Raw genomic sequence first — 13,114 nt, 5'->3', positions numbered from 1 at the left:
TCACCTTTCTATCCTTTAAAACTTAATATGGTGTGATAATTTTTGCATATAGAAGGAACGAATTAAAAGGAAAAATAAAATTTCAACTGTTCCAAAAATCATCAGTACGACTGTAATCTCAGCGAAGAACGAGAGATGTAAAACTTCTTGCAGCATCTTTGTCGCAAACATCGTATGAATTGATGCCATAATGTACGGGACAAAGAATAGAATCGCAAGTTGAATTGTAGCAGATCGTTTCATTTCGGCTTCTGTTAAACCAATTTTTGTAATCGTTACATACTTTTCTTGTTCATTTGTTAAATCTGTATGCATCCTGAAGTAAAGAACACTGCCAGCACCAATAAAGAAAATAACACCTAAGAAAGTACCAATTAAGAAGAACGAAGCGACATTTTGTTTTGTTGTGTATAGAGAATCGCTCGCTTCACTTGCATGGAAAGGCGGGTGTTCTGCTTGAATGTTGTTCCCGTCGGTATTAATTTTGTCTATGAATACCGCGCCGATGTTATTAGCTTTTTCCCAGTCCTTAACTTTAAAGCTATATACACTCATCTGTTTTGAAACAGTGGATAATGCTTCTACATTTTCATCAGATAGTATGAGCAATTGGTATATTAAGCGATTTGGGAATGGATTATAACTTTTATATTCTTTCACTTGTAGTTGTAAATTGTTTTGCGTAAGTGTAAGAGTATTTTTCTTGTCTTTATTGTGAAGCGTTCCAATAACTTGATCATCTAAGTCTTTCATAAGAATATAAGATTCATTCTTATTTACCGTGAGTGTCTCCCAATTTAAAGCTTTAGCAAGTACATTATAGTCACTTTGCTTAATGGCATAATAGAGCTGCGTGTTATTTTCAGCTGAAGATACTTCATATATATCCGTTTTAAATTTTGTATAAGTAAAGTGCTCTTCATTAAATTTTTGTTCTAACCAGTTTAAATGTTCATCCGCCAACGTATTTTCAGTATGTGATAAATATGTAAAAGGAAAAGGGTTTTCTCTTACTTTATCGAACTTCATAAATTTACCAAATCCATATAAGAATGTAATCATAGTAAAAGCAAGTGTTGATAGCATCGCTACAATAAAGAGCATGTTAATGTTTGTCCGAATGCGCGCTGCCAAATCAGAAATCCAAAGCATATTAATTCGCTTCATATAAAATGTTCTTCGCGTTTTTAATATACGAATGAGTAAAAAACTAATTTGTGAAAAGAAAAAGTATGTTCCAGCTGTAACAAGTGACGGAATGAGAAATATACTGGTGACGGCGTACAAAAGCCCAACTACGTCGCCGAGCGACATGAAATATAGCGGATTGGCTGCTAGCACGTATCCAGATATTAAACATATCGCACCAAATAGAGAGATGAGCACAGATGCTTTTCTTTCTTTTTGTTTTGTTCCTTCTTTTAAAAGACGTACAGCCTTTCTCGTCCGAATGAGCATCGGCGTAAACGATGAGACGAGAATGAAGAGTCCTAGAAAAATGATCATAGTTAAAATAATGGCAGCTGTTGGCCAATATAAATATAAACCAGGAACATGTGTAATCTTGGCGGTAACTAATAAAAAGAACTGCGAGAAAACAAGTCCAAGTTGAATGCCGAAAAAGATGGAAAGAACACCAATTAGCATGTTTTCTAGAAATACGAGTCTCTTTAATTGTTTTTGGGATATGCCAAGTACTGTTAAAATCCCAAATTGCTTTTTTCGCACTTTTAAGAAAGTACCGATTGAATATAGTAAAAAGAAAAATGAAAAGAATACGATGACAATTTCTGAAATTGTCATTAATATGTTCAGAGCAACATTTACATCTGTCATATGCAATTTAGGATGAAATAAGTAAACTGCAAATGAGAAAAAAATTGCAATAGAAAACGCGCTGCTTACAAAATAGGCGAAATAAGCTCTGGCGTTCCTTGTGACGTTTTTAAATGCAAACTGCCAAAATGTCATTCACCTAAACCTCCTAATATAATGGGCATGAAAAAGGAGGGAAGAGATCCCACCTTTTTCATGTAATAACCTTTTTAATGTGTATTAGTATATTGTGATAACTTCTGCATATAAAGTGAGCGAATGAATAAGAAAAATACAATTTCAACGAATCCAAAAATAATAAGAACGGCTGAAACTTCTTTGAACAAAGATAAGCCAATTACATCTTGTAGCATTTTCGTTGCGAACATTGTATGAATGGATGCCATAATGTACGGAACGAAAAATAAAATACTAAGTTGTATGGTTGCAGATCGTTTCATCTCTGCACCTGTTACACCGATTTTAGAAATCGTTATATATTTCTCTTGTTCGTTCGTCAAATCTGTATACATTCTAAAGTAAAGAACGCTACCGGCTCCAATGAAGAAAATAACTCCTAAAAATGTTCCAATTAGGAAGTATGCAGCACTACCAGATGTTATTCTGTATAACGATCCTGCTGATTCAAATAGTCGAATAAGAGTCCCTTCATATTGGGAGTTGTTGCGATCTTTTTGCACTTTTTCTATAAAAGTATCAGCAATTTCATATGTCTGTTCCCAATTTTGAATTTTATAATTATATGCCGATATATGCTTTACCGAGTTAGGTAAGTTGTTCACAACAATATCAGGCAAAACGATCGTTTGATATGAAAAGTCAGATGGAATTGCATGGATCTGTTCATAGCCTTTTACTTTTAATTTCGTATTTGTACTAGAGAGTGTAATGTAATCTCTTTTATAGCTTTGCTCAAATTCATTGAATATAGTGATATAAGACGTCCCCGTTAAAACATATGCCTCGTTATCATTTATAAATAGTTGTTTCATTCGTAAAGAATTCGCAAGTTTGTTATAGTCACTTTGCTTAATTGCGTATACGTCATTATAAATAGCTATACCTTTATCTTCTTCTAGCGGTGTTTCATACATATCAGCTGTTATTTTCTCATAAGGAAAATGCTCTTTTTTTAATTGTTGCTCAAGCCAATTTAAATGCTCTGTAACAAAAGGATTCGCATCATAAGAAAAATAAGAAATTGGGAAAGGCGAAGTTCGATTAACGTCTAGCTTAATAAATTTTCCGAACCCATATAGGAACGTAATCATTGTGAAAGCGATAGTAGATAGCATTGCTACAATAAAAAGCATATTAATATTCGTTCGAATACGGTTTGCTAAATCAGAAATCCAAAGCATATTAATACGTTTCATATAAAATTTTCTTCTTTTCTTTAAAATATGAATAAGTAAGAAACTAATTTGTGAAAAGAAGAAATATGTTCCGATTGTAACGAGCGTTGGAATGACGAAAATACTTGAAACCATATATATAACACCTATTTGTGGGCTTACTGATACGAAATATTTAGGATTTCCAGCTAACGCATAGCCACCAAATAAACAAATCACACCAAATAAAGAAATAAGTATGGACGGTTTTCTTTCTTTTCGTTTTTTACTATTTATTTTTAAAAGGTGTACCGCTTTTTTTGTACGAATGAGCATCGGTGTCAACGTAGATACAACGATAAAAAGACTAAGGAAGACGATTGTCGTTAAAATAAAAGCGTTAATAGGTAAGTATAAATATATGCCTGGTACGTGCGTAATTTTTGCTGTCACTAATAAGAAAAATTGTGAAAATACAAGTCCAAACTGCATGCCGAAAAAGATAGATAAAATACCGATTAACATATTTTCCATGAAGACGAGACGGTGTAATTGTTTTCTCGATATTCCTAAAACGGTCAAAACGCCGAATTGTTTTTTTCTAACTTTTAAAAAAGTGCCAATGGAATATAGTAAAAAGAAGAAAGAGAAAAATACAATTACTACTTCTGAAAATATCATTAATCCTGAAATTTCAGAGACCGTGCCAAAGTTTTGTAATTTCGGATGGAATAAGTAAACAGCAAATGAAAAGAAAACGGCAATCGAAAAAGAACTACTTACAAAGTAAGCAAAATAAGCTCTCGAGTTGCGCGTGACGTTTTTAAATGCAAATTGCCAAAATGTCATAAATTATACCTCCGATTAGAAGATATAGAAGTAGTTTTATTGCAAAAAATGTATGAGAGTGAGTTCTCATACATTTTGCTTGCATATGTCACGATCATGCTTCGGTCACCTTCTCCGTATGTTCTGATTGATTATTTGCAGCGTTGTGGAAGATGATTTTAATCGTCGTTCCTTTCCCAACTTCAGAATCTAGTTTGACAGAGTGACCTAAATAATCACAAATTTTACTTACGATATAAAGTCCCATACCAGTAGATTCTCCGAATGTACGACCATTTTTCCCAGTGTAAAACGGTTCGAATACTCGTCGAATATCTTCTTGCGGAATACCAACACCTTCATCACGAACTTCTAAAATAATATCTTTTCCGTTTCGATAAGCGGATAAGAATACTTTCTTTCCGCGCTCACCAGAGTAACGAACGGCATTTGTCATTAACTGATAGATGATAAATTTTAGCCATTTCGCATCAGAAGCAACCTGTAAATCAGAATGAACTTCTAAAACAGGGAAGACTCCGTTTCGGATAAATAGTTCTTTTAATCCATTAATATTTTTTGTTACCGTATCTTTTAATGAAATCGTCTCAACATGGAAGTCTTCATGGAAGTTATTTAACCTTGCCATGTATAAAGCCATATCAAGCCCTTGGTTTAGACGTTCTAATTCTTTTTTGAATTTCGGAATTAAATGTTCATCTTCCATTTCGAGTACCATAAGTTGCATAACAGAAACGGGCGTTTTCATTTGATGCACCCAGTGGTTAATGAATAATTGATGTTCTTGTTGTTTTACTTCGTACGATTGTAGTTCTTTTTGGAATAGACGATACTGCGTGCGCACGAGTTCATTTACACCGTGAGGCATCGGAGCAGTTGCTCTTTCAATAAATGCATCTTCCATTTTTTCTGGTTGTTCACTTAATCTATGGTACATTCTACGATTACGAACGTAACGGTAAGCGAGGAAACAAATAAATAAGTATAAGCTTAAAACGACGAAGTAAAATTTATTATTTTGAAATCCATCTACTGCATCATACAGAACGAAAATGATACCGAAGTTTAATACGTACAGTAGAAAAAATGCAAAATGATCACGTAAAAATAGCTTCATGCTTATTCACTCCAAGTTGCGTTAAAACGATACCCAAGTCCGCGCACTGTTTCAATAGCATTTTCAATACCAAGCTCATTGAACTTTTTACGAAGACGCGTAATGTTTACGTTTAATGTATTTTCTTCAACGAAGCTCTCGTCATCCCAAAGCGCAGCTAATAAATCTTCACGGCTCGCTGTACGAGGGAATTTAGATAATAACATTTCTGCTAAAATGGCTTCTTTCTTCGTTAAAAGAACTTGCTCAGATCCGAAGTGAATTTCAGGACGTTCTGGGAATAGTTTTAATCCTTCTACTTCAACGATACGTTCAGAAATATTTGGTGCATAATCACCGTAAATACGGCGTAATTGACCTTTAATTTTCGCCATTACAACGTCGTAGTGGAACGGTTTTGTAATATAATCATCCGCACCGCTTTCAATCGCCATAATTTGTTCCATCTCACCAGCACGAGCTGAAATGAAAATAATTGGACAAGTAGATTCATGACGAATTTGGCGGCACCAGTAGAACCCATCGAATTTTGGTAAGTTTACATCAAGTAAAACAAGATGTGGTTTCACAGCGTTAAACGATTCCATAATATCATCGAAATTCTCTGCAACAACAGCTTCATAGCCATATTTTTGAATGTGAGATTGTAGTAATGATGAAATATTTGGATCGTCTTCAACGATTAAAATTTTATACATATGTATATTCCTCCTAAAAAAACAATTGTAGATATAGTGTATCATGTGTTTCAAGTCTTTTCATTATGTTGAAAGATAAGCTAATAAACAGTATAGGGAAAAAGCGTAAAAAGTAAAAAGGACGCTGGATATAATTGATAAATGATAGTAATTGTTTTAACATTTAGATAAATATCTAAATGTCTAATTAGTGAAAGGAAGAAAGACATTGAATCAAGCATTCAAAGCATTAGCAGATCCAACAAGGCGAAAAATTTTAGACTTATTAAAAGAAGGTGATCTAACCGCTGGTGAGATCGCTGAACATTTCAATATGACAAAACCAAGTATTTCACACCACTTAAACGCACTTAAAAATGCTGAACTTATTCAAGATGAAAAGAAAGGGCAATTCGTTATGTACTCTTTAAACACAACGGTCTTTCAAGATTTATTGACTTGGGTGTTTACATTTACGAATAAGGGGGAAGAGGGGAAATGAGGAAGCATATATTTCCGTTATTGTTAATTGCTTTAACGATTATTGCATGGTGCGTCGCGTGGCCTTATTTACCAGGAGAGGTTCCGAGCCATATAAATGTCTCGGGTGAAGTAGATGGACATATGTCGAAGATGGGCATGATGATTTTGGATGTTGCAGTTATGTTATTTATATATATTTTAGCAATTGTTTTACCTAAATTAGATACGAGATATGCGAATTACGGCAAGTTTTCGAAAGCATATATGATGATGAATGGAGCTATTTTATTATTCTTATTTGCTAATAATATCATGGCACTCGCAAATGCTTTAGGATACAACATTCCTATTGCAATTGTTGTGAACATAATGCTCGGTATACTCTTTATTGTACTCGGCAATTATATGCAGCAATGTAAACCAAATTTCTTCATAGGTATTAAAACGCCGTGGACGTTAAGTAATGAGGAAGTATGGAGAAAAACACATAGGTTAGGGGCAAAGATTATGATGATTGGCGGTATTGTAATCATATTTTCCGCGTTTCTTCCGGGAATGTGGAAAGTGATTAGTTTGTTAAGTGTTGTTGCTGTATTGGTTGTTGGTACGATGGTGTATTCCTATGTCGCTTATAAAAAAGAACTAAAAATGTAAAATAAAGCTGCTTTTCCTTAAAAGGAAAAGCAGCTTTATTTTTTATTTCCTCAAAACCGGTATCCAGATTTCACTTTTAAAGTTTGGAGAAGATATATCTTTCTGTTCATTCCATAATATTTCCGGTCCTTCCGCTAGTTCATAGTTTGAGGAAGGAAACCATTCGGAATAAATGCGTCCCCATACATTTTGTAGTGCATCCGGAAATGGACCAACAGCTTCAAATATAGCCCACGTTGAAGCTGCAACTTCAAGTTGCGCAAATTGCTCTGGGCAATCTTTCATTGTGGCTACGCCAATATAGTGATCAAGTTCTCCTTTTTCCTCCATTCTTCCTTCAGAAAAGTTAGTAGAAGTACTAATAATTCCAGTAGGTTCCATATTTGAAAGTGACTTTAAAGTTTGAATGACATCTGGATTTAAACTTTTCCACATAGAAGCAATTTCTTCATTTACACCGTTAAATACAATCGGTACGCGTTTTGTAATACCTATAATTCGAAATGGTTCTTTTTCTTCAATTCGATAATTCATTTCATTTCCTCCTTGGATGGATAATTGGAAGGTCATTGGTGAATAGGCTTTTAGGGAATGACTACTATTTCGGGCCTCTGAAGGTGTTATGCCGTGCAAATTCTGAAAGGCACGCGCAAAAGAATCTGGTGAGTTGTACCCATATTTGATAGCTACATCAATGACTTTTGCATCGCTATTTTTTAGTTCAAAAGCAGCGAGAGTCAGACGTCTACAACGAATATATTCTGATAGTGATATGCCAGCTAGAAAAGAAAACATTCTTTTGAAATGATATTCCGAGCAGTAAGCTAGCTTCGCAACTTCTTTAAAATTAATTTCATTTGTTAGGTTGTTTTCAATATAGTGCATTGCAGCATTCATATTTTTAAGTGAATCCATATGATGACCTCCTCTGTACATAGAATAGCAGGAACGAAATAGCTCCATCCGACATTTCGTGCACAACTTTGTAGGGTACATTTTGTACCTTACAAAATTGTAATGTTCCTGTAAGGAGAATGAATGGATGGCATGATACCCCAATGTTATAGTAACAAAGTACTTTGATTCATTAGGTTAAATTTTGATTTCTTTGCTTACTGGTCTTACATAACTGTCATGTTTGTGTAAGAAACATCGATAGTGGAAAAAGTAGAGAATGTATATAGTGAAAATAGAGAATAGATGAAATGAGGGATGTCGAGATGAAAACAGTGTTAGAAGCAAAAAATATTGAAAAAGTATATGACACGGGTGGTAATAAATTTGCAGCGTTAAAAGGTATTAACTTACAAGTAAAAGAAGGTGAGTTCGTTGGAATTATGGGACCTTCTGGTTCTGGTAAGACGACTTTACTAAACGTTCTTTCTACAATTGATAATGCGACGAACGGTGAAATTTTAATTGATGGAAAAGATATTGTGAAAATGAATGATGATAAATTAGCGTTATTCCGCCGCGATCATTTAGGTTTCATTTTCCAAGATTATAACTTATTAGATACGTTAACTGTAAAAGAGAACATTGCGTTACCTCTTGCGTTATCAAAGGTGAAAGCGAGTGAGATTGATCGCCGCGTTCTTGAAATCTCAAAGAAATTCGGTATTGATCATATTTTAAGTCAGTTCCCATATCAAGTATCTGGTGGACAGAAGCAAAGATGTGCGGCATCACGTGCAATCGTTACAAATCCAAGTATGATTTTCGGGGACGAGCCAACGGGAGCACTTGATTCGAAATCAGCGACAGATTTACTTGAAAGTATGAAGTCGCTAAATGAATATGATAATTCTACAATTTTAATGGTAACGCACGATGCGTTTGCGGCAAGTTACTGTAAACGAGTTATTTTCATTAAAGATGGTGAGTTATATAAAGAATTGCACCGCGGCGAGTTAACGCGTAAACAGTTCTTCCAACAAGTCGTTGATGTAATGTCTTCTATTTCCGGAGGTATGGCTGATGACCTTATCTAGCATTGCCCTCCGCAACATACAGCGGAACTTTAAAGACTACTTTGTATATTTTGCATCAATGATTTTTAGTATCGTTATTTACTTTACATTTAAAGCACTGCAATATAATTCACAAATGGAAAAAGCAGCGGAAGCTTCTAAAAAAATTAGCGGGGCATTCCAAGTTTCCAGTGTGATGCTTATTATTTTCGTAGCGGTGTTTATTATATATTCGAACGGTTTCTTTACAAGAAAACGTAAAAAAGAAGTTGGACTCTATTCCTTATTAGGTATTCGTAAAAGACAAATTGGTAAAATGCTCTTTTATGAAAATATGTTAATGGGGTTAATGTCTTTAATTATCGGGATTGCGATTGGTAGTGTCCTTTCAAAATTATTCCTTGAGTTATTAGTAAATATGATGGGATTAAATTTAAATGTTCATTTTGAAGTACCGATGGCTGCCATTATTGATACAGCAATTATTTTCTTTGTGATTATTTTATATACATCACTTCAAGGATATCGTTTAATTTATCGATTCAAGCTAATTGAACTTTTCCGTGCAGAACGTGAAGGAGAAGCACTGCCAAAAGGATCTGTTATTATGGCATTCATTTCAGTTTTCTTAATCGGTTCAGGTTATTTCTTAGCGCTAATGTACATGAAAGCAGTTATGTATGCAGACTTTATGGTCGTTGCATTATACATTTTATTAGCGACAGTAGCAGGAACTTATTTATTGTTCATGTTCTTCACAGTATTTATATTGAAACGTGCGAGAAATAATAAATCAGCGTTTTATAACGGTATGAATATGGTAACGACATCACAGTTACTCTATCGCATTAAAGGAAATGCGAAATCACTGGCGACAATCGCTATTTTAAGTGCAGTAACATTAACGGCGGTTGGTACGTCAGTTACGATGTATTACAACACATTTACGCAATCAAAAGTTGCTGCGCCGTATAGTTATTCCTATGAGAAAAAAGATGCAGCATTAGATAAAAAAGTAAATGAAATACTTGCTGGAGAAAAGAATAATCATCCAGTCACATATGAATCAGAAGTTGAAATGATTCCTGTGAAAGGAACATTTAAAGGTGAAAGAGCGGATCAAGTTCTGAACACACACTATAATGTGACGAAGCAGTACCAGCTTATTTCTCAATCAAACTTTAATACAATCGCGAAACATTTAGATATAGAACCTGTAAATTTAAGTGCGAATGAAGCTTTTGTATATGATAGCTTATATATTGAAACACTTGATTTTGGTCCTCTTTACACAGGAAATACAGCTGTATTCCCTGTTGGAAATGAATCGAAAGAGTTAAAGATTAAAGGTGTAAATAGTAGAAGTGTTACAAACTTAAATGAATTATTTGTAATCGTTCCAGATCAAACATATGAGCAGGCGAAACAAGTAAACGAAACGCGCACTGTAAAAAATATTGATGTAAAAGGTGAGCGAAATAGTAAAGAGTTAACCGCGAAATTAGCAAGCGTTATGCCAGCTGGTGAATCAGAAGTTTTAAAACCATTTAACGATTTCTATACAGGATTCCAAATGGGGCTTGAAACGACAGGCTTAATGATGTTTATTGGGTTATTCTTAGGATTAGTCTTCCTATTAGCGACAGGCTCAATCATTTACTTTAAACAATTAACAGAAGCAAGTGCTGACCGTGATCGTTACATTGTCCTTCATAAAGTTGGTGTAACGAAGCAAGAAATGAAGAAAGCTATCGCAAAACAAGTAAGCTTTATCTTCGCTATTCCGTTAGTAATCGGAATTTTGCACAGCTTGTTTGCACTAAAAGGTTTAGGGAACATATTACCGTATGAAATCATGATCCCACTCCTAATTAGTATTGGAGTATACGGCGCTATTTATATCGGATATTACTTCTTAACAGTTCGTTCTTATTATAAGATTGTGAGTGCGAAATAATAAGTGAAGCTGTGAGGAAGGAAAAAGCCATTTACCTAATTTTTATAGGTGAGTGGCTTTTTTGTATAGAAATAATTAACGTGCATCAATTATGTCGATGAAACTAAAGGTATGTTTACGGCCAAAGGTATCTATACATATTAAAGAACGTTTCAAAGGGTTTAATTCAATTACAGTCATATACATTGTAGGGAAATAATTATCTTTATAATAAGTGACCAATATTTGTTTTTCTGAAATGAATGAGCGTAATAAAGTGTCTTCAATTCTTTCTCTATCATCGTATGATGATACTTTTCCCGATTCTTTCATGTGAGCAGATTGTTTAGACATACTAGTCAATTGAACCGATTTTGATATATTTGTACTACTCATGCTTTCTATTCTCCTAACAATATATTTTCTATATAGGAAGGTTAATCACTATGGAAGTAACTACTGCTGATCATTCCGAAGTACCTTGTGTTAGTTTTATTATGTCTGATTGGGAACCGAATTTGCTTAGTACTAAAAAATTATCAAATTCATTCACTTATTTATAGTAATTTATTTGTCATTTTTGTACTTTTTTGAAGAGGATTAAAACTTTATTTTGGATGAAGGAGAGGAAATCAAATGGAGGGAGGTGAGCAAGTATGACAACTATCTCACCCTCTATTAAGAAAGCGTTTTTATATAACGGTATGATTTTCACGATATTGTCTAGGAGTCATGTTAGTAATTTTTTTGAAGACTCTCGTAAAATAGCTTTGATCATTAAAGTTGAGCCAGGCACAAATATCTGATAGTGGGTAGGTCGTTAATGTTAATAACTTTTTGGCTTCTTCTACTCGTTCCCTCTGGATGTATTCACTTAAAGGAATTCCCACTTCTTTTTTAAATAGCTTTGATAAATAAGTAGGGGAAATATGTAAAAGGTTAGCAAGGTCATTAAGAGTTATTTCATCGTAAATATGTTTGTGAATATGATTTAAGCATGTAGTAATGGCATTAGAATATGCTTGATTATTATATTCTTTTACACGTTCTGCAAAAGTACATAATGCATCTTCAATTAATCTATTTACGGAATACATGTTGTCTAGTTTTTCAATGGTTTGAATATATAAAGTACCGAGTGAAAAAGCAATATGTGATGGAAGATTACCATCTATCGCATATCGAATAGCTAGCGTAATGGCGATAATGCCATTATTTTTTTGGTTTCTTAGTTGATCTCCTTTAGATGAAATTGCTGAATCTTCTTGCGGGAAGGAATATGCATATTGTATGACTTTTTCTTTATTGCCTTCTTTAATTGCAGAAAAAAATTTACGTTCCAATGATATGTCATAATGTTGCGGATCATGCCGAAGACGTTTTGAAATGTATAGATCAGGATTTACGATTTTATAAGAAACATCTTCGAGCAATTTATTTTTTTTCCAAACAATATCGCGATCTAATTTTTCATTAAAAATGACGTAATGTAACCAAATACTTATATCAATTAGCGTACTTTTTTTAATCTCAGGTAGAAATTGATAGTAGTCTACTCCTTGTTGCATGTTATTCGTACAGTTAAAATATTTCATAAGTTTAATCGCCATTTCATCTGATACTTTTGGATAAGTAGTAGGGCCGATTATAATTGTTCCTTTTATATGTTCATGATCAGTTATATGAAGGCTAATGAAATTCTCAAGGTACTTATTCCCTTTGAAAATTGGAAAATTACAAGGAGCATTTTCTTGATAAATTTCATTCAGATGTTCCTCTTTAGAAGAATAAAACGGACTAACAATCGTATGAGAAGTAGATTCATATACAATTTTTTTATTAGTAGATAAAAATTGAACGGGTACATGAAAAGTGCTATGTACAAGGTCGCATAAGTGCTGTATGTTGATATAATTATTCATAATCTTCTCCTTTTAAATCGTTTTGAAATATATTTGAACCTATATTCGTTTCTACAAAATATAAATTTCTTATTATTTAAATTTCTTTGCTCATACAAAATAATTACATATGTTGGATAATAATGAAAGATAATTGACAGATTTATTTCTACAGATGTTGTATGAAAATAGACGTAGTGATGGTAACTTCCATAAAGTTCATTTTTTATATCCATTATACCAAATTAATAAATATAAGAGAGATGTTTATATATAAGAACAAATGATATATTCTTCATAAAATCTTAAGAAATCTCCTCAATTTTTGTTAAGAAACGATAGTTATACTTAAAAACA

Annotated in this window: 11 protein-coding genes; 4 read left to right on the top strand and 7 right to left on the bottom strand. The window is 33.5% G+C overall.

The genetic code is table 11. From position 1 onward, the window contains the following. Nucleotides 1-15: 15 nt before the first annotated feature. From ACTFR9_RS23290 to ACTFR9_RS23275, 4 genes are all read right to left on the bottom strand, one after another. Entirely contained in the window at nucleotides 16-1,971 is a 1,956-nt protein-coding gene (locus tag ACTFR9_RS23290) for an ABC transporter permease (protein WP_229136281.1), read from the bottom strand. 74 nt (nucleotides 1,972-2,045) lie between these two features. Further along, nucleotides 2,046-4,019: an FtsX-like permease family protein gene (locus ACTFR9_RS23285; protein ID WP_000145071.1), complete on the bottom strand. Its 1,974-nt coding sequence runs from the start codon at nucleotides 4,017-4,019 to the stop codon at nucleotides 2,046-2,048. A 94-nt stretch (nucleotides 4,020-4,113) separates the two neighbouring features. Then, complete coding sequence (locus tag ACTFR9_RS23280; RefSeq protein ID WP_000765352.1) at nucleotides 4,114-5,136, bottom strand: sensor histidine kinase; 1,023 nt, start codon at nucleotides 5,134-5,136, stop codon at nucleotides 4,114-4,116. Nucleotides 5,137-5,138: 2 nt separating this feature from the next. After that, nucleotides 5,139-5,834, bottom strand: coding sequence for a response regulator transcription factor (locus ACTFR9_RS23275; protein WP_000276737.1), 696 nt, complete (start codon nucleotides 5,832-5,834; stop codon nucleotides 5,139-5,141). Nucleotides 5,835-6,042: 208 nt separating this feature from the next. Between ACTFR9_RS23275 and ACTFR9_RS23270 the strand changes: the two genes are divergently transcribed. Both ACTFR9_RS23270 and ACTFR9_RS23265 read left to right on the top strand, forming a co-directional pair. Continuing rightward, nucleotides 6,043-6,315 (top strand): autorepressor SdpR family transcription factor, encoded by a 273-nt coding sequence (locus ACTFR9_RS23270; protein ID WP_001070523.1) that lies wholly within the window; start codon nucleotides 6,043-6,045, stop codon nucleotides 6,313-6,315. Continuing rightward, nucleotides 6,312-6,950 (top strand): SdpI family protein, encoded by a 639-nt coding sequence (locus ACTFR9_RS23265; protein WP_001225511.1) that lies wholly within the window; start codon nucleotides 6,312-6,314, stop codon nucleotides 6,948-6,950. The genes ACTFR9_RS23270 and ACTFR9_RS23265 overlap by 4 nt, the downstream gene beginning before the upstream one ends. A 42-nt stretch (nucleotides 6,951-6,992) precedes the next feature. Here ACTFR9_RS23265 and ACTFR9_RS23260 read toward each other — a convergent pair whose 3' ends face one another. After that, nucleotides 6,993-7,865: an AraC family transcriptional regulator gene (locus ACTFR9_RS23260; protein WP_000377686.1), complete on the bottom strand. Its 873-nt coding sequence runs from the start codon at nucleotides 7,863-7,865 to the stop codon at nucleotides 6,993-6,995. Nucleotides 7,866-8,170: 305 nt separating this feature from the next. Between ACTFR9_RS23260 and ACTFR9_RS23255 the strand changes: the two genes are divergently transcribed. Both ACTFR9_RS23255 and ACTFR9_RS23250 read left to right on the top strand, forming a co-directional pair. Further along, nucleotides 8,171-8,941, top strand: coding sequence for an ABC transporter ATP-binding protein (locus tag ACTFR9_RS23255; RefSeq protein WP_000859654.1), 771 nt, complete (start codon nucleotides 8,171-8,173; stop codon nucleotides 8,939-8,941). Further along, nucleotides 8,928-10,877: an ABC transporter permease gene (locus ACTFR9_RS23250; RefSeq protein ID WP_229136280.1), complete on the top strand. Its 1,950-nt coding sequence runs from the start codon at nucleotides 8,928-8,930 to the stop codon at nucleotides 10,875-10,877. The genes ACTFR9_RS23255 and ACTFR9_RS23250 overlap by 14 nt, the downstream gene beginning before the upstream one ends. Nucleotides 10,878-10,952: 75 nt before the next feature. Here ACTFR9_RS23250 and ACTFR9_RS23245 read toward each other — a convergent pair whose 3' ends face one another. Together ACTFR9_RS23245 and ACTFR9_RS23240 are read right to left on the bottom strand one after the other, a co-directional pair. Beyond that, complete coding sequence (locus ACTFR9_RS23245) at nucleotides 10,953-11,252, bottom strand: YolD-like family protein (RefSeq protein WP_000099615.1); 300 nt, start codon at nucleotides 11,250-11,252, stop codon at nucleotides 10,953-10,955. A gap of 296 nt (nucleotides 11,253-11,548) precedes the next feature. Then, on the bottom strand, nucleotides 11,549-12,778 hold the full coding sequence (locus tag ACTFR9_RS23240) for a helix-turn-helix domain-containing protein (protein ID WP_229136279.1): 1,230 nt from the start codon (nucleotides 12,776-12,778) through the stop codon (nucleotides 11,549-11,551). Between the last annotated feature and the right edge of the window lie 336 nt (nucleotides 12,779-13,114).

The sequence above is a fragment of the Bacillus cereus group sp. MYBK222-1 genome (genome assembly GCF_051916425.1).
In the GTDB taxonomy this organism is placed as follows: domain Bacteria; phylum Bacillota; class Bacilli; order Bacillales; family Bacillaceae_G; genus Bacillus_A; species Bacillus_A paranthracis.
This window is presented reverse-complemented; position numbering and strand designations above follow the sequence as displayed.